23 protein-coding genes and 2 riboswitches are annotated in these 25,746 nt (G+C 48.8%); of the genes, 6 read left to right on the top strand and 17 right to left on the bottom strand.

Translation table 11 applies throughout. From position 1 onward, the window contains the following. Positions 1-37: 37 nt before the first annotated feature. Both EIZ58_RS26195 and EIZ58_RS26190 read right to left on the bottom strand, forming a co-directional pair. The gene (locus EIZ58_RS26195) at positions 38-1,267 is read right to left on the bottom strand and encodes a PucR family transcriptional regulator (RefSeq protein ID WP_134703936.1); all 1,230 of its coding nucleotides are present in this window, start codon (positions 1,265-1,267) and stop codon (positions 38-40) included. 40 nt (positions 1,268-1,307) lie between these two features. After that, positions 1,308-2,525, bottom strand: a complete 1,218-nt coding sequence (locus tag EIZ58_RS26190) for an MFS transporter (protein WP_134703935.1) — start codon at positions 2,523-2,525, stop codon at positions 1,308-1,310. 113 nt (positions 2,526-2,638) lie between these two features. On the opposite strand from EIZ58_RS26190, the gene EIZ58_RS26185 reads away from it, so the two are divergent. Beyond that, on the top strand, positions 2,639-3,511 hold the full coding sequence (locus tag EIZ58_RS26185; protein ID WP_134703934.1) for a LysR family transcriptional regulator: 873 nt from the start codon (positions 2,639-2,641) through the stop codon (positions 3,509-3,511). 17 nt (positions 3,512-3,528) lie between these two features. Here EIZ58_RS26185 and pepF read toward each other — a convergent pair whose 3' ends face one another. The 7 genes from pepF to EIZ58_RS26150 all read right to left on the bottom strand — a co-directional run bounded on the left by pepF (position 3,529) and on the right by EIZ58_RS26150 (position 9,958). After that, positions 3,529-5,439, bottom strand: a complete 1,911-nt coding sequence (gene pepF, locus EIZ58_RS26180; protein WP_134703933.1) for an oligoendopeptidase F — start codon at positions 5,437-5,439, stop codon at positions 3,529-3,531. A 120-nt stretch (positions 5,440-5,559) separates the two neighbouring features. Next, the gene (locus EIZ58_RS26175) at positions 5,560-6,171 is read right to left on the bottom strand and encodes an NUDIX hydrolase (protein ID WP_134703932.1); all 612 of its coding nucleotides are present in this window, start codon (positions 6,169-6,171) and stop codon (positions 5,560-5,562) included. Between the two features lie 42 nt (positions 6,172-6,213). After that, the gene (locus EIZ58_RS26170) at positions 6,214-7,230 is read right to left on the bottom strand and encodes a thiazole biosynthesis adenylyltransferase ThiF (RefSeq protein ID WP_134703931.1); all 1,017 of its coding nucleotides are present in this window, start codon (positions 7,228-7,230) and stop codon (positions 6,214-6,216) included. Beyond that, entirely contained in the window at positions 7,227-7,994 is a 768-nt protein-coding gene (locus EIZ58_RS26165; RefSeq protein WP_134703930.1) for a thiazole synthase, read from the bottom strand. The genes EIZ58_RS26170 and EIZ58_RS26165 overlap by 4 nt, the downstream gene beginning before the upstream one ends. A 2-nt stretch (positions 7,995-7,996) precedes the next feature. Beyond that, positions 7,997-8,200 carry a sulfur carrier protein ThiS gene (gene thiS, locus EIZ58_RS26160; protein WP_134703929.1) on the bottom strand — a complete coding sequence of 68 codons (204 nt, stop codon included), beginning with the start codon at positions 8,198-8,200 and terminating at the stop codon, positions 7,997-7,999. 17 nt (positions 8,201-8,217) lie between these two features. Then, the gene (thiO, locus tag EIZ58_RS26155; RefSeq protein ID WP_134703928.1) at positions 8,218-9,342 is read right to left on the bottom strand and encodes a glycine oxidase ThiO; all 1,125 of its coding nucleotides are present in this window, start codon (positions 9,340-9,342) and stop codon (positions 8,218-8,220) included. Next, positions 9,326-9,958, bottom strand: a complete 633-nt coding sequence (locus EIZ58_RS26150; RefSeq protein ID WP_134703927.1) for a thiamine phosphate synthase — start codon at positions 9,956-9,958, stop codon at positions 9,326-9,328. The genes thiO and EIZ58_RS26150 overlap by 17 nt, the downstream gene beginning before the upstream one ends. 77 nt (positions 9,959-10,035) lie before the next feature. Continuing rightward, a riboswitch (TPP riboswitch) is annotated at positions 10,036-10,140 on the bottom strand. Between the two features lie 126 nt (positions 10,141-10,266). Here EIZ58_RS26150 and EIZ58_RS26145 point away from each other — a divergent pair. Continuing rightward, complete coding sequence (locus EIZ58_RS26145; protein WP_134703926.1) at positions 10,267-10,485, top strand: hypothetical protein; 219 nt, start codon at positions 10,267-10,269, stop codon at positions 10,483-10,485. Positions 10,486-10,506: 21 nt separating this feature from the next. On the opposite strand, the gene EIZ58_RS26140 is transcribed toward EIZ58_RS26145, so the two are convergent. The 4 genes from EIZ58_RS26140 to EIZ58_RS26125 all read right to left on the bottom strand — a co-directional run bounded on the left by EIZ58_RS26140 (position 10,507) and on the right by EIZ58_RS26125 (position 15,208). Beyond that, a complete protein-coding gene (locus EIZ58_RS26140) occupies positions 10,507-10,857 on the bottom strand; it encodes a DUF1294 domain-containing protein (RefSeq protein ID WP_134703925.1) in 351 nt (116 codons plus the stop codon). Positions 10,858-11,003: 146 nt separating this feature from the next. Then, the gene (gene moaA / locus EIZ58_RS26135) at positions 11,004-12,020 is read right to left on the bottom strand and encodes a GTP 3',8-cyclase MoaA (protein ID WP_134703924.1); all 1,017 of its coding nucleotides are present in this window, start codon (positions 12,018-12,020) and stop codon (positions 11,004-11,006) included. Positions 12,021-12,046: 26 nt separating this feature from the next. Continuing rightward, entirely contained in the window at positions 12,047-13,954 is a 1,908-nt protein-coding gene (locus EIZ58_RS26130; RefSeq protein WP_134703923.1) for a molybdopterin biosynthesis protein, read from the bottom strand. An 18-nt stretch (positions 13,955-13,972) separates the two neighbouring features. Further along, the gene (locus EIZ58_RS26125; protein WP_134703922.1) at positions 13,973-15,208 is read right to left on the bottom strand and encodes a molybdopterin molybdotransferase MoeA; all 1,236 of its coding nucleotides are present in this window, start codon (positions 15,206-15,208) and stop codon (positions 13,973-13,975) included. 105 nt (positions 15,209-15,313) lie between these two features. Between EIZ58_RS26125 and EIZ58_RS26120 the strand changes: the two genes are divergently transcribed. After that, complete coding sequence (locus tag EIZ58_RS26120) at positions 15,314-15,589, top strand: ubiquitin-like small modifier protein 1 (RefSeq protein WP_134703921.1); 276 nt, start codon at positions 15,314-15,316, stop codon at positions 15,587-15,589. 2 nt (positions 15,590-15,591) lie between these two features. Further along, a complete protein-coding gene (locus tag EIZ58_RS26115; RefSeq protein WP_134703920.1) occupies positions 15,592-15,864 on the top strand; it encodes a MoaD-like domain-containing protein in 273 nt (90 codons plus the stop codon). 111 nt (positions 15,865-15,975) lie between these two features. Here the strand turns inward: EIZ58_RS26115 and EIZ58_RS26110 are convergent, their stop codons facing one another. After that, entirely contained in the window at positions 15,976-17,784 is a 1,809-nt protein-coding gene (locus EIZ58_RS26110; protein ID WP_134703919.1) for an aldehyde ferredoxin oxidoreductase family protein, read from the bottom strand. Between the two features lie 159 nt (positions 17,785-17,943). Here EIZ58_RS26110 and EIZ58_RS26105 point away from each other — a divergent pair, with 159 nt between their 5' ends. Further along, entirely contained in the window at positions 17,944-18,981 is a 1,038-nt protein-coding gene (locus EIZ58_RS26105) for a ThiF family adenylyltransferase (RefSeq protein WP_134703918.1), read from the top strand. Next, the gene (locus EIZ58_RS26100) at positions 18,959-19,318 is read left to right on the top strand and encodes a hypothetical protein (protein WP_134703917.1); all 360 of its coding nucleotides are present in this window, start codon (positions 18,959-18,961) and stop codon (positions 19,316-19,318) included. Before EIZ58_RS26105 ends, EIZ58_RS26100 begins: the two co-directional genes overlap by 23 nt. 141 nt (positions 19,319-19,459) lie before the next feature. Here EIZ58_RS26100 and EIZ58_RS26095 read toward each other — a convergent pair whose 3' ends face one another. The 3 genes from EIZ58_RS26095 to metH form a co-directional block, all read right to left on the bottom strand. Beyond that, complete coding sequence (locus EIZ58_RS26095) at positions 19,460-20,617, bottom strand: aminotransferase A (protein ID WP_134703916.1); 1,158 nt, start codon at positions 20,615-20,617, stop codon at positions 19,460-19,462. Between the two features lie 59 nt (positions 20,618-20,676). Continuing rightward, positions 20,677-21,921, bottom strand: coding sequence for a homoserine dehydrogenase (locus EIZ58_RS26090; RefSeq protein ID WP_134703915.1), 1,245 nt, complete (start codon positions 21,919-21,921; stop codon positions 20,677-20,679). 69 nt (positions 21,922-21,990) lie between these two features. Beyond that, positions 21,991-22,081: riboswitch (SAM riboswitch) on the bottom strand. A 236-nt stretch (positions 22,082-22,317) separates the two neighbouring features. Further along, a complete protein-coding gene (gene metH, locus EIZ58_RS26085; RefSeq protein ID WP_240689433.1) occupies positions 22,318-25,707 on the bottom strand; it encodes a methionine synthase in 3,390 nt (1,129 codons plus the stop codon). Positions 25,708-25,746 lie beyond the last annotated feature (39 nt).

Genomic DNA, 25,746 nt, shown 5'->3' with positions numbered 1-25,746 from the left:
GATATTTGTATTTTAAGGGTCTTCTATAAATTTTAGATTAAGAGAATGTAAATTTTCGAATTTTTAAATCAAGAAACATGGAAAAACGCTGGTTGGGGTCATCCAAATCGAGGCCAGCGACCTCCGACACTCGCTTGAGGCGGTAAGCTAGCGTGTTGGGATGGATATGAAGACGCTGGGAAGCAATATTAATCCTTCCCGCACAATCGAGGTAAACCTCTAACGTATGGAGAAGATTACTTTGATTTTCCTCGTCGTATTTCATTAGCTTCTGTAGGCGATAGTTTTGATAGTCTTCCGCTTCATTCTTTTCTACGATATTCGGGAGTAAGCGGTAAATGCCTAAATCGGCGTAGCCTTGGATCTCCTTCGTTTCCACCGGGAAATTTCGTTTCATCCGAAGGGTAGCCAGTGCTTGATGGTAGCTCTGCTCTGTACATGAAAATGTAACGTAGGCCTGGCCAAATACCCCTTGAAACGCAAGCGCTCCAAATCTCTCACAGATCCGAGAAACGATCTCGGTGACAAACCGGTTTGACTTATGATAAAACTCTACTTTCGGATCGCCCCCGCCTCCCAGAATGATTAGGCGCTTCTGATCAGTCACGGTCAAGGGAAACTGAGTCAAAGAAAAAGAATCCTTCAGGTTATGAAGGAGGTAGCTGAGTTCTTTTTGTACGGAATCATAGTCTTCTGACTCAGTTTCAAAGATAAAGATAGAAAAAGGCTTGGGAAGCTTGATCCCGATATCATCGGCCTTGCGTTGGATTTCATGATGGGAGGTCAAGCTCCCGAGCAGCATTTCCCAGAAAAACTCCTTGCTTTTTTCTTCCCGCAGTCGGCGCTTCGTCTGCCGCTGATGAAGCTTCGGCATCGCTGCTCGGGCGGCTTGGCGAAGGAAGGACATGGCCGTATCCGAAAGCTGCTCATTGATTTCCTGGACCCAGATATAGCCAAGGACACTCTGCCCTTTTCGAATCGAGATGGCCACTCGATTGCCTAGACCGACTTCGTTCTTCGCTTGAATTCGAATCGGGTCATCGCAGCCCATTAATTGCTGGATGACCCCGTCCTGCCAAAGACGGTTCAGTACCGCTTCCGGAACCCCGCGGCCCATGATTGTTTCCATCCGAGCTTGGTCCGTCCAGTGACCATGGGTACTGTAAGCCAGGAGCCGGTGGTTGGCATCTTCTATCGTAATGGGGTTATTGACCCGCTTGCTGATGGCGTCTGCCAGTTCGTCTAGATCCACAATGTTATCGAACATGTTTACCTCTCTCGGGTTGATTTCTATAAGAAGTAGTTTATCACCGGGAAGACGAAAGATCGAGTCTTTGCTTACCCTGCACCCGCCGTTCTGTTCGATGCAGCCAGCAGGAACAGCTAAACGTGACGACTAATACCAACAACCCTCCGCTTACCACACCCGGCCAATACCATGCTTCCCAAAACCAACCTAAATAGCTGCTCCCCAAACTAGCCCCGAAGTAATAAAACACGAGGTAGAGGCTTGAAGCACTTGCGCGTGCGAATTGAGCATGAGCATTCACCCAGCTAGCGGAAGCGGAATGGGCGAAGAAAAATCCAAAGCATTGAATGAGGAGTCCAATCAGAATGACGATGAGGGAAGGGTGCAGCGTGCACAGCATGCCCAAAGCAAACAGCCCCACTCCCACCTGTATGCACGTTGTTTTTCCCCATTGCTGGGCCAGCCGGCCTGACAAAGTAGAACTAAAAGTCCCCGCTAGATAAGACACGAAAAGCATCCCCAAAAGGGTAGGGGACAAACGATAGGGATCGCCGCTTAATAGGAAGGTAAGGTAATTAAAGCTGCCCAAAAAGACAAAGAAATGCAAGCCTCCAATCACAAACGCCACCGAGAGAATCGGGTTGCGAAGATGCTGGAGCATCCCCCCCACAGCCTGCTTGCCGTTGAAAGGCACCCTGCGAAACTGCCGGGAAGGCGGCAGCATCCATACAAACAATAAGAAAAACGTAAGTCCCAGCAAGCCAATTGTGACAAACGACCCTTGCCATCCCCACCAGTCTGCCGCCACACCCGACATTAATCGTCCTGACATGCCGCCTAAGCTATTGGCGCTGATGTACATGCCGATACCCAGACTCAGCGCTTGGGGCGAAAACTCCTCCCCCATATAGGCCATGGCAATTGAAGGCAGCCCGGCAAGAAACACCCCTTGCAGCGCACGAAGCACAAGGATCCACTCAAAGCTAGAAACAAACGGAATGGCAAACGTAACGACAATGGCCCCCAACAGGGTCCAAACCATAATAACCTTTCGACCCAGAGAGTCGGAAATCGGGCCATAAAATAAGAGAGCAATACTAATAAAAAGCGTCACAACCGATAAAGAAGAGCTGGCTTTCGCCGGACTTACGCCAAACTCATCGGTAAACAACGGCAACAGTGGTTGCGTCACATACACCATGGCAAACACAAGAAACGAACCTAAGCTTAAAGCGAATGTAGCTCTCCAATACTCCTTAGTCCCCTGTTCAATCATGAAAATAACTTCCTTTTCTCTTTATTTGTACCGAAATCATAGCACGCGGTATAATAATAAACAAAATATATTATTTTCATCAAAACCATAACTTTAAGGAATGATTAAAAACGATGGAGCTCCGCCAATTAGAGTACTTTGTAGAAGTGGCTGCTTGCCAAAACTTTACTCGCGCTGCCGAAAACCTGCTTGTGGCCCAGCCAGCCATCAGTAAGGCGATCCAAAAACTGGAACAGGAATTATTCGTTACGCTGATCGATCGCTCATCCAAACAGATTACCCTAACTCCCGAGGGGGAGGTTTTTCTCCAGCACGCCAAAGGGATCCTGCAAAAGGTGGAAGAAGCCCAAACCGAAATGCATGAAATGAGAGGATTGGAAAAAGGAGAAATCCGCATCGGACTTCCCTCCATGTTTGGTAGCTATTACTTTCCTTCGATTATCAAGGACTTTAAGCGAAAGCATAGCGCACTGCAAATCAGCGTAGTAGAGGAAGGCACCCTGCAGGTTCAGAAGCTCGTCGAACGGGGGGAGATTGACCTCGGTGTGATCGTGATCGACCATCCTCCGGAACACCTGGATTATATTCCCCTACTAGACGAAGAGATGGTCGTTTGCGTGCCGTTAGAGCACCCCTTTGCGAAGCGGAACCGCGTCTCCTATCATGACCTAGTCCAGGAGCCGCTGATCTTGTTTAAAGAAGGCTATTTTCAGCGTCAGCTAGTCTTAGAAACCAGTAAGATTACAGGCGTCACGCCCAACGTGAGCTTCTCCGCGAATCAGCTGTCCCTCATTAAATCATTTGTGGGTGAGGGTCTTGGAGTCACGCTATTTTTACGATTGGCCGTAGCATCAGATCCTAAGCTCGTTCCTATCTCCCTCGATCCTCCTGTTTTTCTGTCTTTGGCGGTGGCATGGAACAAGAACCGGTATCTTTCGCTTGCCTCCCAAGCATTCTTAGCCTTTTTGAAACAAAGAAAAGAGTAAGGGATTTGCCCTTACTCTTACTCCTGCGTCAATAGCTTTTCCATTTCATCTAGCGTATCCTTAAACCCTTTCAGCGCCGTTTCAATGACCTTAGGGGAGGTCATATCCACACCTGCATCCTTTAACACCTCAATGGGGTCCTTCGTGTTACCGGAAGAAAGGAAATTCTCCAGGTACCTTTGGACAGCCGGTTCTCCTTCGTCCCACATCTGCTGGGCAAAAGCATTGGCTGCGGCAAATCCTGTCGCGTACTGATACACATAGTAATTGCGATAGAAGTGAGGGATGCGCGTCCAGCCAAGAGATGCGCCCGCATCCACGACGAGGCTTTCACCGAAGTATTTTTTCATCAGTGACCCGTACAACTCCATCAGAGACTCCGAGGTGAGGGCTTCTCCTTTTTGAGCACGGTCATGAATGATCTTCTCAAATTCAGCGAACATCGTTTGCAAAAACAGGGTCCCGCTATAGTCCTCCAATCGCTGGTTCAAAATTGCGATTTTCTCTTCCTTCGTTTTGGCTTTTTGATACATTTCTTTAAAAATGAGCGCTTCGTTGGTGGTGGAAGCGACTTCTGCGGTAAAAATGGGGTAACTGGCGTTCAAGTAGCTCTGCTTGCGGTTGGAGAAATAAGAGTGACCGGCATGTCCCAATTCATGGGCCAAGGTATACACATCATCCATTTCACCTTGGTAATTCATCAGGATATAAGGGTGGGAGTCATATCCGCCCCATTGAAACGCCCCTGATCGCTTGCCTGGCGTGTAATAGACATCGATCCATCGTTCTTTGAAGCTCTGATCCAGCAGGTCAGCATATTCCTTCCCCAGGATGGATAAGCCTTCCTTGACGGTACTCTGTGCCTCTTCATAGGGGATATAGCCTCGTTCCCGGTCATTTCCAAACTTTACATACAAGTCGTAAAGGTATAGCTTATCAAGCTTGGCCACCTTTTTCTTCAGTTCAATATATCGATGAAGATGCGGAAGCTGCTTGTCCACGGTTTCAATCAGATTATCGTAAACGGAAACGGGAATCTGATTTCCCTCCATGCTCGCCTCCCGGGTGGAAGGATACTTCCGGACCTCGGAATAAAAGATGTTTTTCTTGACTTCTGATTGAAGAATTTGAGCAAAGGTATCTTTAAACTGGTTGATGGTTTTAAAATAAGCCTCATAGGCTCTTCTTCGAATTTCCCTGTCGGGGCTTTTCATGAAGTTGGCATAATTGGCTGGAGTCAGCGTGATTTCATTGCCGCTTTGATCCTTGATAGAAGGAAATGTTAAATCTTTAGTGAGCATGCCAAAAATACTCTCAGGCGCATCGGCCAATACGCCGCTCTTGGCTAAGATTTGCTCTAATTCTTTAGGCAAGGTGTGCTCTCTGCTCCGAATTTGTGCTTCGATCCATCGCTGATAATCCTTTAGGCTCGGATCCGCCAAATATTTCTTTAGCTTTTTATCAGGGATGTTAATCAACTCGGGGATAAAGAAAGAGATTTTCTCACTCATCTTAATGGCTACATCATCGGCCCGATTAGAAAGCTGCTGAAAAATCGGTTCGCTCTTATTGGTATGAAAAGACAATTTAGCATAGGTATACGTCTTTTCAAACTTCCTGCTCAGCTGCACATAGGTCTCCATGGACTTGCGCAGATGCTTGACCGACTTTCCTACACGGCCGTTCATGTCGCTAAGCTGCTCCGTTAGCTTCTCTACTTCGTGCAAATCTTTTTCCCATTCCTCGACAGTCGGGTAGAGATCTTCGAGATTCCACTTGTACTGTGCGGGTATCTCATCCCTCGTACTGTAATTCGGAATGCTTCCCTCTTTCTCGACTGCTTGCGCGAACATCGCCATAGGTTGGACAAGCAGGAGAGCGAGCACGACTAAGAAAACAAACAGGGGATGTTTTGATCCTTTTACCACAAGAACTAATCTCCTTTCCTTAAAAAGGCACAACTTTCTTGTAGTATGCTTAAAAAAGAGGGAGATTATCCAAGCTTAGGAAAAAGGGCAAACCCGTATCGCACGGGCTTGCCCTTTCGGTTATACCTTCATTCTCTGGAGGAAGTCGTGCAGAATCCGCGCGGTCATTCCCCAGATCACTTTGTCATCATAACGGTAAAAATACTCGGCAATCTTCGCTCTTCTCCACCTGTAGGACTTCCCATTGGGAATCAGCTCGAAAGGGAAGTCTTCGGGAGGCTTCATCTCCAGCGGCACATAGTAGAGCTCCGGTTCATAATTCAACAGAAATTCCACCGGTACGGTGAAGACTTCGGCTACCTCTTCCGGATCCGGATGAAGCATTGTGCCATCCTTTAATTGGCACAGATAAGGATAAATAATCGTATGAGTGGTAACGAAGATATCCAACGGTGCAATAATATCCATGTCATTGGCATGGATGCCCAGCTCTTCGCAGGTCTCTCGCACGGCGGCCGATTCTTCTGTAAGATCATTGGGCTCTAGCCTGCCACCAGGAAAACAAATTTCTCCTGGCTGACGTCGCAACTGATGACCTCTCACTTGAAATAAAACAGAAAGACCCTTTTCATCTTGGATTAAGGGAACCATTACGGCTGCTTTGGACACACTCTCATGGCCCAAAATATGCGGTACCCGATTTCGGTAAACGGATTTAATCTGTTCGATCATACTCAGGTCCCCTTTCCTATTGGTAGTTCCTTCTATTTTATCTTATCCTAAAAAGCGATGGTAGAGGCTTTTTGCTTCCGTAATATCTTTTGTTCCATGGACGAGAACTCGGCCATCTTGAAAGATCGCCAATCGATGCGAACCAATGGTAAGCGAAACGAGGTAGGGATTCATCTCTACTTTGCCGTGCGCAGCCAGAGACTCCGCCAGTTCCGTAAGATTACGGCTAAAGCGACTTACCGGGCGAATTTGAACTGTTTCTCTTCCGCACAGAACGGCCGTTTTCGTATGATTCGATGCATCAAGATACGGATGTGTCGGATGCGTGCCGCAAGACGGACAGCCTTCTTTTTTCACCCGATCCACGCGTATGGAGGCATGTTGATTTTTCCATAAGTCAAAGGAAAGCAACGTCCCTCGCAGAGCATCGGTATCCTCCACTAAGATCTTGAGGGCCTCCGCAATTTGGTAAGACACTACCATCTGAACCGCAGGACTGATAATCCCAACGGTGTCACAAGTCGCCCCTCCTAACGGAACCGACTCCAGCAAGCAGCTCAAGCAAGGGGTTTTCCCCGGGATCACCGTATACGTCAAACCATAGCTTCCCACGCATGCACCATAGATCCATGGAATCTGGTATTTTTGTGAGGCATCGTTGATCAGGAGCCGGATATCAAAGTTATCCGTGGAATCTAAGATCAGGTCGACCCCTTCAACTAAGGAGTGAATTTCCTCCGTCGTCACATCGGCAACGATGGCCCGGATCTCCACTTCGGAGTTGATGCTTTTCAAGCGGTTTTCCGCTGCAATGGCCTTGGGGATACGATCTCTCGCATCCGCTTCGGTGTAGAGCTGCTGGCGCTGCAAGTTGCTCCACTCCACATAGTCCCGGTCGACAATCGTAACTTTCCCAACCCCAGAGCGAACCAGTGCCTCCGCGTTCCCTGTTCCCAGTGCTCCGGCTCCGATCACTAGTGCATGCTTCTGGCCTAATTTTTCCTGACCTGCTTTTCCTATCGAGGGGAACAATTCTTGCCTGGAGTATCGATCGCTCACACCTTGCTCATCCCTTCAACCGGGCTGCTTGCTGTCGCATAGCGCTTCTTCGCAATGCGTCCCGCCTCATAGCCCAAACGCCCCGCTTCAATCCCCATTCTCATGGCCAATGCCATCTTCACAGGGTCTTTTGCACCGGAAACGGCTGTATTCAATAGGACACCATCTGCTCCCATTTCCATGGCGATAGCTGCATCGGAAGGAGTCCCAATTCCCGCATCCACAATGACCGGAACCGTCGCTTGCTCAATAATGAAGCTGAGGTTCAGCGGGTTAATGATCCCTTGGCCGGACCCGATCGGGGAAGCACCCGGCATTACCGCATGCACGCCCAACTCTTGCAATCTCTTCGCTAGCAAAACATCATCAGATGTATAAGGAAGCACAATAAACCCTTCATTTAATAGAATTTCCGAAGCTTTCAGCGTTTCTACTGGATCTGGCAGCAAGGTCTTGGGGCAACCGATCACTTCTACTTTAATCATGTCGCATAGACCTGACGCCTTGGCTAAACGAGCAATACGCACAGCTTCTTCTGCTGTCGCTGCACCCGCTGTGTTCGGAAGCAGCGTATACTTCCTTACATCTAGCATTTCTAAAAAGTTTGGCTGACTGGCTTCATAGATATTCATGCGACGAACGGCAAAGGTGAGGATTTCCGATTGGGATACCTCTACAGCTTCCTTTTGAATCTCGAAGTTCGGGAATTTTCCTGTTCCTAGCAAAAGTCTGGAGTTAAACTCATAAGGTCCAATTTTCAACATATTTATCCGCCTCCTACGAAATGTACAATCTCTACTCTATCTCCCGCGCTTAACTGCGTGCGGGCATGCTCATCCTTTTGAAGGATGTTGGCATTCACTTCAATGATCACCACTTTATTCTCCAGCCCAAAATGATGCAACAAATCCGTCACCGTAGATACGGTTGCTGGCACCTGAGTCGCTTCGCCATTAATATGAAGGTTCAACCTGGCTAACCTCCCTTCTATACTGTAACGTTTCTTGATACCTGAAAAGGTCTAATATTTAAATCTAGGATTTCTTTTCCTTCTATTAAATCTGCTATCAATACCCCCGTCAACGGACTTAATAGAATTCCATTGCGGAAGTGCCCTGTAGCTAAGTAAAGTCCTCTGTGCTCCGGATGTTCACCCAGAAAAGGAAGACCATCTTCAGTCTGCGGCCTTACCCCCGCCCAAGCCTTCTCAAATTCCGCATGGGCAATGCCTGGCAAAAGTCGCTTGGCTCTCTCCATCAAGGCAGACACCCCTTCAATCGTCACCTTGCGGTCAAAGGTATGTTCCTTTACCGTTGCCCCTACAATCAATCTTCCCCCGCGCTTCGGCACTAAGTAGCAGCCATGGGAGAAAACGGTCGATTGCAGTAACGGGCGATGGGTGATGACAGAAAAGCATTCCCCTTTTACCGGGTAAACCGGCAAGTGCATGTTTACCTGTTCCATAAATTGTCCGCTCCAGGCCCCGGTAGCCACAATCACTTGCTCACAGCGGATGGTCTCCTCATGCGTGACAACGCCCTTGACTCTGCCTTGCTCGATAAGCAGAGATTTGACCTCGGCAAACTCCCGAATCTCTGTCCCAAGCTGCGCCGCTGACTTATGGAAAGCTATGGCGAGCTCCGGTGCCAGCACATGCCCATCGTGCTCGATGTACATAGCTCCAAGGATCGCATCGGATAAAGCGGGCTCGGTCTTTCGCACTTCGTCCCCCGTCAGCCAGTCCGCAAAGTGGCCGGCTTGACGCTGGCAAGCCATTACTTCCTTCAGCTCTTGCACATCCTCTTGCGTGGTCGCGATCCTTAGCATCCCCTTATTGATCAGGCTAATATCTACACCCGAACGCTCTCTGAGCTCCTCAGCAAGCTGAGGAAACATGGCACGACTTTGAATCGCCAGCTGGAACATAGGACCCGTTTCTCTCCCCATCTCCACTTGGGCAGCCAGCATCCCTGCCGCAGCGCCGGAAGATTGCTCAGCAATCTTTCCCTTTTCCAATACGACGACTTTCTTACCCCTTTTAGCCAATTGAAAAGCAATGGATCCCCCGATTACTCCACCGCCGATAATGGCCACATCATAGTTCAATCCCATGTTTGTTTCCCCCCTGAAGTAACGCTTCCCTATATTGTTTCGTCACGCTTACCGGGTCCATCGCATCAATAATGCCTGACATGACCGCAATCCCGGAAGCTCCAGCCTTAAGTACAGCCCCGACCTGCTCAGGTCCGATTCCCCCAATGGCGATCACTGGAATCGTGACCCTTTGCGCTACTTCAGCTAAAGCGCAAAGACCCCTTGCTTCCAGCCCTGGCTTCGATCCGGTCGGAAAGATATGACCATACAGCAGATAGTCCGCCCCCCGCTCTTCCATCTCTACCGCTTCCTCCACGGAATGAACGGACCGTCCAACGCGCAATGTTGGAAATGCACGTTTCGTTTCGGCAGAACCCAAGCTATGATAAGCCAGTTGCACCCCGCCAATGCCTGATGCCCAGGCCACATCTGCCCGATCGTTTATGTAGATCTTACTCGGAGGTATCCCCCTTGAAAGCAGGTCCATAACGCCTGCCCATAATTCAGCGGCTGTCTTCGTCTTTTCCCTCAAATGAATCGCTTGCACATGTGGATGAAGGCCCGAAACAAGATCGGCAAATTGGGGTAATGACAGTTTCCCATTACTTATCAAATGCAGTTCAGGTACAGGCATCGACATGCTCCTTTAATAGTAGATAAATGCAAAAAAACCACTTTCCGAATAGAAAGCGGCTAGCTTATGACTCTTGATCCATCAGCTATCCACTTCCCTACGCTGGAATTATCCAGATCAGGTACAAAGGGTCTGGAAGGTCCACTTCCATCTCAGCTCTTAGAGCTCCCCTAGGGATGAAGCTATTCAATTCCATCTTTAATGATAACACGGGGGGCATCAAAGTCAAGGTGTACACTCTCTTCCCAGCTATGGAGCATATTTCCATAACCAGCGACCATACTAAGGCTTAAAAGGAGGAATGCCCCATGCCACAATGGAACAGCAATGATCTAGCCGTCATCGAAGAAGCTCTCAAAGAAGCCATGGCCAATCAAGCAGACTATCAAGCGGTGCTTGCCTACCAGGAAGTGCTATCCAAACTGCAAGGAAAAGCCGGTGCAGCCGACACCCTCACCGCCGATGTCGGAGGACTGCCTCAGGATGGGTTCCGGTATGATTATGATGATGCATCGGACCTTTATTAAGTGATACTAAAAAAAATTTAGTTATCTCCTGTTTTTTGCTAAAAAAGAAAACAGGATTCCATGAATCGCGACAGCTGCGAGAAGCAGCAGGTAGTCGTTGGGGGTACCCCAGTCAAAAAAGAGGTAGGCTAACGCTGCTGCATGCAGAAGGATGGAAAGAGGAACCAGCGTTTTAAATTTGAGCTGATTGATCTTATGGTAATAATCCTTCATCCCGCGCCAAGCGCCTAGGGAACCCCCTAGAAAGGCGAGAGTGAGGAGTCTTTTTTCCGAGATCCTCCATTCCTTCTGGCGGGCCCGACGCTTGTCCTGAGCAAACTGGACATAGGTGATCAGATTCATCACTAGGATATAAAGTAAAAGCCATATCATAGGCAAAAGTCCTTTCTAAAAAAGAGGAAGCCCCCGGTAAGGGGGCTTTGGTATTTTCTCCGAATCAAGCTGCATTTAGAGTAGTTCGTGACCTGTACCGGGCGGGTCGCTGTCCATGAGGCGGGACACACACTTATCCGAGCCAGCTACCCCCCAATATGGGACATCTCTACTTTTTTGCGGTTCAAGCCTTTCGTATTCTTTAGTCTTTCTTCCGAATAGCGGTCTCCACGGACCGACCAGATTTCGCTAATAAACCGGGCAACTTCCTCGTCGCTTGCTCCGGATCGGACAACCTGGCGCAAGTCGTGCCCTTCGGAGGCAAATAGACAGGTGTAGATGCGCCCTTCAGCTGAGATCCGTGCTCGGGTGCAGGTAGAGCAGAAAGCTTGGGTAACAGAGGAAATCAGTCCAATTTCCTTGTCCGTGCCCACATATCGATAGCGGGCAGCTGTCTCGCCATAGTAGTTTGGATTGGTAGCTTCCAGAGGAAGCTCTTTATGGATCATTCTTACGATATCCGCGCTAGGAACGACCTGGTCTAGCTTCCAGCCATTCGAATTACCGACATCCATGAATTCAATGAATCTGAGGGTATGGCCTTTTTCATAGAAGTAGCGAGCCATGGGAAGAATATCCTGGTCATTGACTCCTTTTTGAACAACCATATTAATTTTGATTCCGAGTCCTGCTTCCGCTGCGGCTTCAATCCCATCCAAGACGGTTTCCACTTTAACTCCGCGTCCGTTCATCTTGCCAAATCGCTCATCTTCAAGACTATCCAGACTGACCGTTACTCTCTTTAGTCCCGCCTTCTTAAGCGCAAGTGCATGCTTTCGCAGCAGGGACCCATTGGTCGTCATGGCGATGTCCTGTACGCCCTCCACTTGGGTCAGCATTTCGATGAGCACAGGAAGGTCCACCCGCATCAGCGGCTCTCCGCCCGTAATACGTATCTTCTGTACCCCTAGGGAGGTAAAGATCCGGGTCACTCGCGTCAGCTCTTCAAAGCTCAGCAGCTTCTCTTTAGGAAGAAAGTTAAAATCAGGACCGAAGATCTCCGCTGGCATGCAGTATTGGCAACGAAAATTACAGCGGTCTGTTACCGAAATGCGCAGGTCACGGAGTGGACGCCCTAATGTATCCATGGTTTGATCAGACATCTATTCACCCACTCTCCATTCGTCTATTAAAAAGTTCGATAAACCTCCTTGCCCGTATCTCGACAGGAGTATCCGCCTAGCGCTTCTACCTCGGCCTTAAATTCTGCAGAATGAATTAAGGTAAGAAGTTTCCTTCCTTCTTCGCTCTCATAAAAGGATCGGCTAATTAGTAAATCATAGCGCTCTTCAGCGATCGGCACAAAATCAAGATCCATCGCTTGCGCTGCCGAATAGATGCCAAGCCCGGCATCTGCCGTTCCACCGGCTACCGCTGCAGCCACGCTCAAATGGGAAATGGCTTCCCGGTCATACCCGTAGATCTGCTGGCGGCTCACGCCATCCTGCTTAAGGAGATGATCAAATAACAATCTGGTTCCAGCCCCTCTTTGCCGGTTAATGTAGGTTAAGCCGTCTCGGGCAAGATCCGATACGCTGTCGATATTGAGGGGGTTGCCCTTGGGTACAATCCAACCTTGCTGGCGGTAAACCAGGTTGATGAGAATCGCTTCTTTCCCCTGCAAGTACTTATCTATAAAAGGAACATTGTAAGTTCCCGTCTCTTCATCAAAAAGGTGGACACCGGCCATATGGGCTTCATCCTTTTGGATAGACATTATACCACCCATGCTGCCCACATGAGAAGAAACCAAAAATTGTCCCGCATTTTTCTCCCGGAGCAAAGAATGTAAAACGTCAACGGAAAGATCATGGCTGCCTGTTACCACAACAGTTTGGTTGATTTGCTCCAACGGTCGGTAAAGCTCGATCTCAGCCATGTCCCCTTGCTCATAGCCTAAATTACCTGGAGGGATACGTAACAGTCCATCAGCCCGAACCATCGACATCGTCACGCCCGCAGCGCGAGTCAAAGGATTGGCTACATACTGACCGTCAATGCAGCCGATCGTCATCCGTACAAAATCCTCGGCGCCCATGACGGATACGACGCGTCTCCCCATTTTTACTTTAAGCTTAGGACGTTCAATTTCCATCAAGCCATAGTAGTGGTGCACAAGCGGACGGGCAAACCACTCCAGGTTGAGGTAAGCGGAAACGGGATAGCCTGGTAGCCCGATGACAGGTGTACCTTCAACTAAACCGATCACGACCGGCTTGCCTGGTCTTGTAGCCACTCCATGCGTGAGCACTTCTCCAAGCTCCGCCACGACATGGTAGGTAAAATCTTCGGTTCCTGCGGAGGATCCCGCGTTCAGCAGCACGATATCGGATTCTTTTACCGCCTCTTTTACCGCTTCTTTGATCTGTTCATAATCATCTTTTACGATGCCTCGATAAATCGGTTCAGCTCCCCATTCCTCTAAGTACGCACTAAAAACTGTTCCGTTAAATTCGATGATCTCCCCTAGCTGAACCTCTTCAGAAGGAGGGATAAGCTCCGTTCCTGTTGGAATCACGGCTACTTTCGGCTTCGCCATTACAGGAAGCTTCACATTCCCTCCGGCAAGCAAGGCCCCTAGGTCAACGGCACGCAGCTTGTGATGAGCCGGAACGATCATTTCTCCGACCACCACATCTTCTCCGATCGGTCGAATATGCTGCCATGGTGCAGCTGCATCTAGAATTTCTATCGTATCTGCATCAATTTGATGGATATTTTCAATCATAATCACCGCGTCAAAACCAGGAGGGATCGGATCGCCGGTATCGACAATGACATAATCCTGTTCACGGACCAGCTGGACAGGATTCAGCTCGTTGGCTTTGTAGGTTTTTTCCGCTTTGACCGCGACCCCGTCCATCGCGGAGGCATGGTAGTTCGGCATGGATACTTTAGCATAAACCGCTTGGGCGGTGACACGGCCTAATGCTTTTTGAGTTGGAATCCATTCTATCTTTTTTTCAAACATCGCTCTATGAAGAATGTCACGCTGAGCCTCATGAAGCGGTGTATCTTCTAAGTAGATCTTGCGCATGGTTTTCTCCCCCTGCTGTTAGCTGAATAGCTTGACTTTAACCATTTGTCCTTCTAGAATGCCTTCTTTATTCGCCGCAATCTCAACAATCCCATGACTGTCGGCCATCGTAGAGATGAGGCCTGACTTTCCGAAAACCGGTACGGCCCACAGCTCATGGCCTCTTTCTTCTAATCGAACGCGAACATAGTCGGAACGGCCCACGGCCGATGGGATATTACGTGAGATTCTAGCATCGAGTCGGGTATCCGGAAGCTCCTGAACCACTCCCTCAATCTGTTCTAGGATAGGGATGCCGAATAAATCGAAGATAACCATTGCCGAAGCCGGGTGGCCAGGCAGTCCCATAATCGGCTTTTCCCCCGCTTTTGCAAGAATGGTAGGCTTGCCTGGCTTAATCGAAACCCCATGAACCAAAACCCCTGGATCCCCTAAAGCGGCCAGCACTTGAACGGTAAAATCACGGGTTCCTACTGAGCTTCCACCGGATAGGAGCATAAAGTCAACTTGCTCAAAAAGCTCCTTTGCCCGCTGCAAAAACTCCTCATAGTCATCGCGAACAATTCCCGCATAAATCACTTCGGCCCCATATTCCCCCGCGGCGGCCCCAATGGTAACTCCATTAATATCACGCACCTCACCAGGAGACAGCGCTTTCTTCTCAGGAGGAACAATTTCATCTCCTGTAGACAGAATCCCGACCACAGGGCGAGGAAATACCTTGACCTCGGTTTGGCCAATGGAAGACAAAACCCCTAGATCCTGGGGCCTCAGTCTTCTTCCAGCCTTCATGACAAGCTCTCCCTCGCGTACATCGTCACCAGCTTGCACGATGTTTTCACCAGGCGCTACCTGTTTATATACATTTAATAGATTGTTGCCAAGCTCTTCTACATGCTCTATCATGACAATGCTATCTGCTCCCGGAGGGAGCATCCCCCCCGTGGGAATATACTGGGCTTGGCCTTCATACAAAGGGAGATCCGCTGCTTTACCCATTTCAATTCTCCCGGTAACGTCCAAAAAAGCGGGAAGAGAGTCAGAAGCTCCATATGTATCCCTTGCAAGGACGGCAAAACCGTCCACGGTTGAACGAGCAAACGGTGGTACGTTTTCAGTGGAGTATACATCCTCAGCGAGCACTCTTCCCAGCGAGTCCTGTAAGGAAACGAGAACAGGCTTGCGAAACGGCTTGTAGTACTCGCGAATAATGGACAGCGTCTCTTGAACGGTCTTTACATTAAAGAATTTCATGTGTGCCTCCAGCCGTTGAGATTATTATCTTACATTTTATCACAGATTCCTCCCCTGATTCTCTTATTTTCTATTATAATAGACTAAAAAAGGAGACGTTAAGAGATGATCGTAAAAGTGTTCGCGAACTTCCGAGAAATCGTCCGTGACAAGACCGTTGAAGTCCCAAGCCAAGAGGGCGATACGGTCATCGAAATTCTAGAAAATCTAATTCAGCTCTATCCTGCTTTTGAAGAGGAAGTATTTACCGAAGAACGCACCTTGAAACCTTTTGTACACGTTTTCCTGAATGGAAGAAACATTATTCATGAAGACGGCCTTCAAACCAAAGTCAAATCAACCGATCAGTTCGCTCTCTTCCCTCCGGTTGCAGGAGGATAAGAATGAGCGAAATTACCTTAGAGTTCCGCGGGATTGTACTCCACTACCTCTTGGAGTACTTAGAAGAGATTGGAGGCAAGAGGCTCAACGACGAGTTCCCCTTCCGATTTGAGGGTCCTTATTGGACAGCGGAGGTTTTGCGCGAGGAAGAAGTCCGCATTACATCTACCTTCGTGATCAATGGCGTTCATATCCGCTTTATGGCTCCCACGCAAGAACAGCTCGATGACCTCCTGATCCAATATCGAAAGAAAACCATGCGTGCAGGAGGATAGAAAAGCCAGACCGCCTTAAAAAGTAAGAGTTTACTTTATTCTTAAAAGAACATAGACTTTCCTATGCGGTAGAAAAAGGTGGGACCCATGGTCCCACCTTTTTCTCATTACTTACAGAATGCCAAGCTCTTTGAGTTTCGCTTCTGGAACCACTCCATCTTCCCATCCGCGAACTTGATAGTATTCATCCAACATAATATCCATTCGGCTGATATGGCCTGCACTGTTTCCAGTCGCGACTTCTTCCGTGAATCGCTTCGGCAGGAAGTCATCTTCACGCTTGTTAAAGCCAGCCAGGTTATTATAGTGGCGCTCTAAGTTATAGATGCGCTCTCCCGCCTTCATGACATCATCCGCAGTAAACGCAATCCCTGTCATGGTTGCATATTGCTCCGCATAGTTGTCCGCGTTCTCGGAGAAGGAAGAGAACTTGCAAATATTCATAGAGTCGGAGAAAGAAAGAAGGTCTTGGAAAATCTTAAGCAGTTCTCCCTTTCCTTCTGGCTTCAAACGATCCGTCGGCTCAGGAATCCCTGCAATCTCACTCGCTACGGTATACCCGCGCAAGTGGCAGGCTCCACGGTTACTTGTCGCATAACCTAGCCCAATACCCTGAATTCCACGGGGGTCGTATGCCGGAATCGATTGGCCTTTTACTGCCATAGCTAACCCTGGTTCACCGAATTGAACGGCTGCACGGGTAGGTCCGTCAGCAAGAATCGCTCCAAAGCCTCTACGGAAAGCGATATCTTCAGCTAGCTGGATCATGCGGTCCGCATCGCCCCAATCAATCTTCTCTTCAATGAGTCCCTTCTCATAGGCTTCCATGGCACAGGAAAGGGCGTTACCTAGCTCAATCGTATCCATGCCATACTCGTTGCATTGGTCAATCATATAGGCAATCGGCTCGGCATTGCTCAATCCGCAGTTGGCCCCCAAGGCCCAAGCCGATTCGTATTCGAAGCTCTCTACTCTTGTCTTATACTTGCCTTCCTTAACCTCCACTTCCTTCTTACAAGCTACAGGACAGGCGTGACAGGTATTGTCTGCAACGAGAAGCGTTGCATTAACCGTTTCTCCGCTGTGTCCTTCTGCCCCTTCGAAATGGGAGAATTGGGAGTTTTTTGTAGGAAGAGCCCCAACTTCATTAATGATACTCGTTAACACGTTGGTTCCGTAAACGGATAATCCGCCCTTCTTCGGAGCAGTTAAACCGCCTTCCATCACGGCCTTCAGGGCCTTCTGGTTCGCTGCCTTGTATTCATCCGCTTGAGCCGGCTGTGGCATATTGCCTTTTTGGGCGGCTTTAATCACGATAGCCTTCAGGTTCTTGGATCCAGCCACAGCTCCCGTGCCTCCACGACCCGCAGCACGGTCATGCTCATTGATAAAGCCAGCGTAAAGAACCTGGTTCTCTCCCGCTTGACCGATACAGATCACGCTTAAGTCTTCTTTGCCATAGCGGTCTTGCAGGGCTTTCACAGTTGCACGGGTTCCTTGTCCCCAAAGCTCACTCGCATCGCGAAGTTCCGCTTCACCATTTTCGATATATAAATAAACAGGCTTGTCACTCTTTCCCTTGAAAATGACATTGTCGACTCCCGCCCACTTTAAGCGAGCAGCAGACCATCCTCCCATGTGGGAGTCCGTTACGGTTCCGGTTAATGGAGACTTCGTCACCATACAAAGACGTCCGCTCATGGTCGATCTAGAGCCTGTAACCGGTCCGGTCATCATACAGAGAATATTGTCTTCTGATAGAGGGTCGACCTCTGGACCGTTATCCAATACATACTTAACCCCTAATCCGCGACCTCCGATATACTTGGTGACTAGTTCTTCGTTTAGGGGGCGATAACTCACTTGTCCAACAGATAAATCCACATAAATCTCCCGGTTTTTAAATCCACCTAGATTCATTCTTTACCCCTCCCTTTGTTTGAATAGCAAACATTGTAAGCGATTGCTTTACCAATTTTTATTCGACAGACCTTTGCGAATTCCTTCATTTTAGAAGATAATTGCAATTATTAAGCGTATCCCTTACGTTAAATAGAAAGAAAGAGGAGAGGTGGATCTATGGAACAGTTACCGAGCCGATATTCAAGACAGTTGTTGTTTCGACCGATTGGACGTTCCGGGCAAGAAAAACTGATTAATAGCCGAGTGGCTGTGGTTGGCATGGGAGCTCTCGGAACCGTGTTAGCCAATCACATGGTTCGCGCCGGGGTTGGTTTTGTTCGCATTATTGATCGAGATTTTGTGGAGGAAAGCAATCTACAAAGACAAATGCTCTATGATGAAGACGATGCCAGACAACATTTGCCCAAGGCGGCAGCAGCCGCTTCCAAATTGAAGAAAATCAACTCGCTGGTTGAGATTGAGCCTGTAATTGCTGATGTGAATGCAGGGAATGCAGAAGCTTTACTTACTGATGTCGACTTGATCTTGGATGGGACGGATAACTTCACCGTTCGTTACCTGATTAACGATGTTGCCGTGAAACATCGGATACCTTGGGTTTATGGAGGCGCTGTCAGCTCCAAAGGCATGTTTACCGCGATACGCCCGCATGAAACGCCCTGCTATCGCTGCCTTTTCCCCCAGCCTCCGAGCGGACGAGGAGAAACCTGTGATACGACGGGAGTTATTGGCCCCATTATTCATATCGTTGCGTCTTACCAAGCTGTGGAGGCGATGAAAATATTAACTGGAGCTACGGATCATTTCAATCCAAACCTGGAGCAATTTGAACTGTGGGATAACCAGCACATGCAGATGAACATCAGCAGAGGGCGCCATGAAAAATGCCCAGCATGTGGACAAGGCCACTTTGAATTTTTAAATCCACTAACGGAAAGCGGTGAAGACTTTAGCTCCCTTTGTGGAAGAGATACGGTTCAGGTTGTACCGCGGGAGCCGCGATCGGTTGATCTGGGGGCCTTGGCTGAACGATTAGAGGCTGTAGGAGCGGTGAGTCAGAACCCGTTTCTGTTGAGGTTTCAGGTAGACGAAAAAACCACCCTTGTATTTTTCAAGGATGGACGGGTGCTCGTGCAGGGCACAGACGATATTACCGCGGCGAAATCACTGTATGCGAGGTATGTGGGGAATTAAGGCGAGGGTGGGGATTGGGCGGGGGATTGACGATTGGGCGGTACCCGGCTGGATTTGGGCGCTTCTCCCTTGGGATTGGGCGATACCTTGGCACTTTTGGGCGGTTGCTCCAAGATTGGGCGGTATCCAGCTGAATTTGGGCGCTTCACTACTGGGATTGGGCGATACCCTGGCACTTTTGGGCGGTTGCTCCAAGATTGGGCGGTATCCAGCTGGATTTGGGCGCTTCCCCATTGGGATTGGGCGATACCTTGGCACTTTTGGGCGGTTGAGCCGTGATTGGGCGGTACCTAGCTGGATTTGGGCGCTTCTCCCTTGGGATTGGGCGATACCTTGACGCTTTTGGGCGGTTGCTATAAGTAGAAAAAGCCCACCTATTCCCAAATCGATCGCCAGCCCAAATGAACACATCATAGCAGCCCTAATTCACTTAAATCCACCTCGAAGCGAAGTCGAGGCTACAAAAAAGCACTTGCCCCTAGGCAAGTGCTTTTATAAACTTCTCCAATCGATCCAATCCCTCTTCCAACACTTCCATGGAGTAAGCATAAGACAATCTTACATAACCCTCTCCATACTCAGAGAACGCTGACCCCGGTACCAGCGCTACGCCACCTTTTTCTAGCAATTGTGTGGCAAATTCAAAGGAGGTTAAGCCAAACTTGGCAACAGAAGGGAATATGTAAAAAGCTCCTTCCGGCTTCACTACGTCAAGCCCCATGGCAACTAAGCGTTCATACACATAATCCAAGCGGGTCTTATAAGCCTCTTTCATTTCGTCCGCATCGTGTATGCCATTAGTCAGGGCTTCCACTGCCGCATGCTGGCTGATCGTGCTGGCACAGGTCGCGTTGTATTGGTGGACCTTTAGCATTTGCTGAGTAATATAAGCCGGAGCAAAGGTGAATCCAATTCGCCAGCCGGTCATTGAATGCGATTTGGATAATCCATTGATCACGATGGTCTTCTCTCTTAATGATGGTATGGACGCAATGGATACATGGGATACTCCGTAAAGCAATTCACTGTAGATCTCATCCGATAAGACAAAGACCTCACGATCCTTTAACACCTCAGCAATTTCTTCGATCGACTCCCGGTCCAGCACACAGCCTGTAGGATTAGAAGGATACGGAAGAATCACGCAGCGCGTCTTCTCGGTTAGGCTGTTGCGAATCATTTCGGCCGTCATCTTAAAGTCCGTTTCTCGCGTGTCGACATAAACCGGAATGGCACCACAAAGCTTAATGATCGGTTCATACCCTGGATAAACGGGACCTGGAAGAATAACTTCGGAACCCTCGTCAAGGATCGTGCGAAACGCAATGTCAATCGCTTCACTTGCCCCGTTTGTCGTGATGATTTCCGTATCAGGATCATAAGACAACCCATATTGGTGTTCCATAAAATGGCTAGCGGCGCGGCGCAGCTCGATTAATCCAGCATTATGCGTATAGGTCGTCTTATTGCCATCGATGGCCCGCTTCCCTGCTTCCTTAATATGCTCTGGCGTTGAAAAGTCAGGCTGACCAATCGTTAGCGAAATGGCATTCGGATAGTTAGCGACCATATTGGAGAATTTGCGGATACCGGATATCTGAATGTCCTGGACTCTTTTATTAAGAAGATGCTCCATACTCTCATCCTTTTCTTTTTTTCATACCATTATTGATGATAAAAGATGTTTTTACAAGTCTAAGAAGCTGAGACGACGTATTCGAGCTTCTTTTTTGTTTCTTCGCTAAGCTGGGTAGAGTATACGGTAAAGCTGCCTGGGAGCTGGTTAGGATCGCCTCCAACAATCACCGCTGCCCGCCCCGATTCAAGCACCCTTTGATTGTACACAACGATTCCCTCTTGAGCGATCCACTGTTGGATCATTGCTTCTTGTTCAACAGGATACGAGACAAAAAAAGCTGAACTGCTTCCGTCGGCCACCTTTTCTTCAAACTGCCTCGCCCACTCTGTTTGGGCTTGGAAAGGCTGCGATAACAGATAAGCTAGATCCTCTACAACGGCACTCGCGGTAGGAAACTCTCCAGCCCCTTTACCCGTGAACAGCAGGTCTCCAACGATATTTGCTGTAATCTGCACTGCATTAAAGGCATCTTGGACCTGAGCCAGTTGATGGTTCAACGATAGTAGAGTTGGACGAACAGATAGCTGAAGACATCCATTCTCCACCTTAGCCTGGGCAATTAGTTTGAAGCGATACCCGAATTCCCGCGCCAAGCGTAGATCCTCAAGCGTAATTCCGCTAATCCCTTCTCGCACAACATCCTCTGGTTGAGGAGCCCTTCCAAAGACCAACTGAGACAGGATCAACAACTTATAAAGGGCATCATACCCTTCCACATCGGAAGTTGGGTCTGCTTCGGCGTACCCTAGTGCCTGCGCCTCCTTTAATACGTCTTTATAAGAGCTGCCGTGCTGCTCCATTTGGGTCAGAATATAGTTTGTGGTTCCGTTGAGAATTCCTTGGATTCGAGTCACGTCATTTGTACGCAAAAAGTTTCGCAGCACACTGATAACTGGGATCCCTCCAGCCACACTAGCCTCATAGAACAAGTGAACGCCGTGGCGATTCGCAGCTTGAATAAGCTCTTCTCCACGTTTGGCCAACAGTTCTTTATTAGCCGTGACCACGTGACAGCCCTGGTGGAATGCCTGTTGTATGTAATCAAATGTCGGCTCCACCCCACCCATGACCTCCACGATCACGTCTACTTTTGCCTCTAGCACCTCATCAAAGCTAGTCGTGAGCAGACTAGAGTGCAGGTCAACTGCTCTTTCTTTAGAAAGATTTTTCACAAGTACCTTCACAATCTCAACTTTCTTGCCAAGCCTTTCAGACAATTTATGTTCTTGAATCCTCAGCGTTTTGACAACCCCAGTTCCCACCGTTCCTAACCCAAGCAATCCTACACGAATTGTACTCATTCCGTCGTCGCCTCCTTAAGTGAAATGAAAAAAACCTCTTCCGCAGAAGAGGTTTAAATAACACGCCTCCCCTTATCTTCAGGATTTGGCACCTTTCCAGCTGTTCGCTGGCGGTTGCCGGGCTTCATCGGGCCAGTCCCTCCGCCTCTCTTGATAAGAGTGTTACAGTTTTATACGAATATCTAGATGGAGAAACTCCACTTATTCTATCCACAAGCTCCTGAACGGGCTCGAATAGATGGAAAAAATCCACTAATAAGCTTGATATCGAGTCATTGTGAGGGATTAAAACCGAATTAATTGGAGAAACTCCATCTACTCCCCCATACTTCCGCGGCCCCTGCCCAATTAAGTGAACAATTTCCACCTACCGCTCGACCATTTTACCTTCCGAACCTACTCACCATTCCCCACATTAAAGTACTTCGCTTCCGGATGAGCAAAGACCATCGCGGAAACGGAGCCTTCTGGCTCCATCATGAACCCTTCGGTTAATTCAATGCCAATCTGACCTGGGTTGATCAGCTTAAATAGCTTTTCTTGATCTTCCAAATTCGGGCACGCTGGGTAGCCGTAAGAAACGCGAATGCCTTGATAGCGGGCACCGAAGCGCTCCAACATGGTCATATCCGGAGAATCCGGGAATCCCCAGCTGTCGCGCATCACGTGGTGCAAGCGTTCGGCAAAAGCCTCTGCTAATTCAAGCGCCAATGCCTGAACGGCATGGGAACGCACATATTCTCCTTTATCCTTCCACTCATTGGCGACATCGCGAATCCCATGACCTGCCGTAACAATAAGGAATCCGACGCTATCCATTACGCCGCTTTCTACCGGACGCAAGAAATCGGATAAACACAGATACGGCTCTTGCTGCTGACGCGGGAAGGTAAACCGCTCCACCACACGGGAATGGTCTTTCGGATCATAAATGAGGATATCGTCCCCATCGGCTTGAGCCGGGTAGAACTGATAGATTCCATGGGCTTGAACCAACCCGCCTTCTCTTGCCTCAAGTAGCAATTGATCCATCACTTCTTTTAATTCAACAGCTTTCTTATCTCCTTCTTCGATCAGCTTTTCGACGTTGCCGCGCAATCCCATATGCTTGCCAAGCAGCATTCTCCAATTGAGGTAAGGCTGAAGATAAGCCAGCGGATAGTTTTTCAACACATGCGGTTCAAAGTCAGGTGCCGTAAAGATCGGTGCGTTCCGATCAATATTGGATACTTTCGGCTGATCATCCGCTACCTTCGTTTCCGTCGGAGCTACCTCCTGCGCCTGCAACTTAGCCAGACGGGCTTCCTTCAGTTCTTGAACCAGCTGCTCTCTCTGCTCGTAGTCCATCAGCTGGTTAGCCAGATCTAATCCGTTCATGGCATCCTTCGCGTAAAGGACTAATCCCTCGTACTCAGGAGAAATACGGTTTTCCGTGAACTTACGGGTTAGGGCTGCCCCACCTACTAAGATCGGTACGTCAATGCCCGCCGCTTTTAAGTCTTGGGCTGTTAAGACCATTTGCTGGGCGGATTTAACCAACAACCCGGATAAACCAATCGCATCGGGCTTCTCTTCGCGATAAGCGCGGATAAGCTCCTCTGGCGGAACCTTGATCCCTAAGTTCACCACTTGGTAGCCGTTGTTGGATAGGATAATTTCTACCAGGTTTTTGCCGATGTCATGAACGTCCCCTTTAACCGTAGCCAAGAGGATCTTTCCTTTCACGGAGGAATCCGCTTTTTCCATATAAGGCTCTAAGTGAGCAACGGAGGTTTTCATGACTTCCGCACTTTGTAATACTTCAGCGACAATCAGTTCATTGTTATTGAACAAGCGACCGACTTCGCTCATCCCTGCCATCAAAGGTCCGTTGATAATATCCAAAGGCGCGTACTTGGTCAAAGCTTCATCTAGATCCTTGACCAACCCATCCTTCGATCCTTCGATCACATACTGGGCTAAGCGCTCTTCGAGCGTCAAGTTGCTCACTTCTACTTTTTTGGTTGCTTTTTTCTCCCGGTAGAAAGCGGTAAACTCGGCTAGGATCTCATCATTCGTGTTAAATAAAAGCTCTTCCGAGAGCGTTCTTTCCTTCTCTGGGATAGAGGCAAAGCGCTCAAGCTTCTCCGTATTCACGATCGCATAGTCCAGGCCAGCCTTCGTACAATGATAAAGGTAGATGGCATTGAGCACTTCGCGGCCAGCCGCAGGTAAACCGAACGAGACGTTACTTACCCCAAGAATCGTCTGACACTCTGGCATAGCTTCTTTAATCAAACGGATCCCTTCTACGGTCTCAAGGGCCGCTCCGATATAAGCCTGGTCTCCTGTTCCAACAGGGAACACAAGCGGATCGAAGATGATATCCTGCGGGTTGATTCCATATTTATCGACAAGCAAGTGATAGGAACGCTGGGCCACTTCCAGTTTCTTTTCGCGAGTGACCGCCATGCCGGATTCGTCAATCGTACCGACAACGACCGCCGCCCCGTAGGTTTGGATCAATGGAGCCACCTGCTCAAAGCGCTCTTCTCCATCTTCCAGGTTAATGGAGTTGATGATGGCTTTTCCTTGCGAAAACTTTAAGCTTAGCTCAATAACAGCCGGATCCGTGGAGTCAATCATCAACGGAACCTTAACCTTATTAACCACATAGCCCAAAAACTTGCTCATATCCTCTGTTTCATCGCGGTCAGGATCCGCTAAACACACGTCGATGATATGTGCACCTTTTTTCACTTGAGCGCGAGCAATTTCAGAGGCATCTTCGTATTTACCTTCTTTAATCAAATCACGGAATTTCTTGGAACCAATAACATTCGTCCGCTCCCCAACAAATAAAGGGCGATTGTCTGCTTCCAAATAAACAGGCTCGATTCCGGATACGACATGCCCATGAGGCTTGATCTCTGTCCGTGGCTTATACTCCTTTAATAGCTCCGCCATCGCTCGGATATGGTCCGGCGTCGTACCACAGCAGCCTCCCGCCATGTTCAACCAGCCTTTTTCCGCAAATCCAGCCAACTTCGTGGCCAAGGCTTGTGGAGATTCATGGTAGTGTCCATTCTCATCCGGGAGACCAGCATTCGGATAACAGCTGACGGCACACTGGGCGAGATCGGACAAGGTGCGGATATGGTCTCTCATGAATTCCGGACCAGTTGCACAGTTCAATCCTACGGAAATCGGACGCAAGTGCTCCAAGGAAATATAGAAGGCCTCGATGTTTTGACCTGCTAGAGTCGTTCCCATCGGTTCGATCGTACCGGAGATCATGACCGGAAGCTCCACATTCAGCTCTTTAAAAGCTTTTCTAATCCCAATACTTCCCGCTTTGACATTCAGCATGTCTTGAGCCGTTTCTAAAAGCAGCACATCCACGCCGCCTTCAATCAGGGCTTTCGCTTGTTCAAGGTATGACTCGACAAGCTCATCAAAGGTGATGCCGCCGGTAACGGATAGAGTCTTGGTTGTAGGTCCCATCGCCCCTGCCACATAGCGCGGCCATTCTGGCGTGGAATACGCATCTACAGCCTCTTTAGCAAGCCTTACTGCCGCAGCATTAATCTCTACCGCACGATCCTGCAGATCATACTCAGCTAATACTACACTAGCGGCTCCAAACGTATTCGTTTCAATAATATCGGCACCCGCTTCCAGGTACAGTTCATGAATTCCACGGATGACATCCGGACGCGTGAGGTTAAGCATTTCATTACAGCCGTCTAAGGCTTCTCCGCCAAAATCCTCCTCTGTTAGATCGGCCTGCTGAATCATCGTACCCATGGCCCCATCTAAGATAAGGATTTTCTTCTCTAATTGTTG

The organism is Ammoniphilus sp. YIM 78166, assembly GCF_004522215.1.
Classification (GTDB): Bacteria; Bacillota; Bacilli; order Aneurinibacillales; family RAOX-1; genus YIM-78166.
Note: the sequence above shows the minus strand (reverse complement) of the source record. Positions and strands in the feature narration are given on the sequence as shown.

Bases quoted from the DNA above. Each gene is read 5' to 3' on its own strand.
- EIZ58_RS26195 (WP_134703936.1), bottom strand. From the start codon at position 1,267: ATGTTCGATAACATTGTGGATCTAGACGAACTGGCAGACGCCATCAGC.
- EIZ58_RS26190 (WP_134703935.1), bottom strand. From the start codon at position 2,525: ATGATTGAACAGGGGACTAAGGAGTATTGGAGAGCTACATTCGCTTTA.
- EIZ58_RS26185 (WP_134703934.1), top strand. From the start codon at position 2,639: ATGGAGCTCCGCCAATTAGAGTACTTTGTAGAAGTGGCTGCTTGCCAA.
- EIZ58_RS26175 (WP_134703932.1), bottom strand. From the start codon at position 6,171: ATGATCGAACAGATTAAATCCGTTTACCGAAATCGGGTACCGCATATT.
- EIZ58_RS26165 (WP_134703930.1), bottom strand. From the start codon at position 7,994: ATGTTGAAAATTGGACCTTATGAGTTTAACTCCAGACTTTTGCTAGGA.
- thiO (WP_134703928.1), bottom strand. From the start codon at position 9,342: ATGGGATTGAACTATGATGTGGCCATTATCGGCGGTGGAGTAATCGGG.
- EIZ58_RS26150 (WP_134703927.1), bottom strand. From the start codon at position 9,958: ATGCCTGTACCTGAACTGCATTTGATAAGTAATGGGAAACTGTCATTA.
- EIZ58_RS26145 (WP_134703926.1), top strand. From the start codon at position 10,267: ATGCCACAATGGAACAGCAATGATCTAGCCGTCATCGAAGAAGCTCTC.
- EIZ58_RS26140 (WP_134703925.1), bottom strand. From the start codon at position 10,857: ATGATATGGCTTTTACTTTATATCCTAGTGATGAATCTGATCACCTAT.
- moaA (WP_134703924.1), bottom strand. From the start codon at position 12,020: ATGTCTGATCAAACCATGGATACATTAGGGCGTCCACTCCGTGACCTG.
- EIZ58_RS26130 (WP_134703923.1), bottom strand. From the start codon at position 13,954: ATGCGCAAGATCTACTTAGAAGATACACCGCTTCATGAGGCTCAGCGT.
- EIZ58_RS26125 (WP_134703922.1), bottom strand. From the start codon at position 15,208: ATGAAATTCTTTAATGTAAAGACCGTTCAAGAGACGCTGTCCATTATT.
- EIZ58_RS26120 (WP_134703921.1), top strand. From the start codon at position 15,314: ATGATCGTAAAAGTGTTCGCGAACTTCCGAGAAATCGTCCGTGACAAG.
- EIZ58_RS26115 (WP_134703920.1), top strand. From the start codon at position 15,592: ATGAGCGAAATTACCTTAGAGTTCCGCGGGATTGTACTCCACTACCTC.
- EIZ58_RS26110 (WP_134703919.1), bottom strand. From the start codon at position 17,784: ATGAATCTAGGTGGATTTAAAAACCGGGAGATTTATGTGGATTTATCT.
- EIZ58_RS26105 (WP_134703918.1), top strand. From the start codon at position 17,944: ATGGAACAGTTACCGAGCCGATATTCAAGACAGTTGTTGTTTCGACCG.
- EIZ58_RS26100 (WP_134703917.1), top strand. From the start codon at position 18,959: ATGCGAGGTATGTGGGGAATTAAGGCGAGGGTGGGGATTGGGCGGGGG.
- EIZ58_RS26095 (WP_134703916.1), bottom strand. From the start codon at position 20,617: ATGGAGCATCTTCTTAATAAAAGAGTCCAGGACATTCAGATATCCGGT.
- EIZ58_RS26090 (WP_134703915.1), bottom strand. From the start codon at position 21,921: ATGAGTACAATTCGTGTAGGATTGCTTGGGTTAGGAACGGTGGGAACT.
- metH (WP_240689433.1), bottom strand. From the start codon at position 25,707: ATGGGTACGATGATTCAGCAGGCCGATCTAACAGAGGAGGATTTTGGC.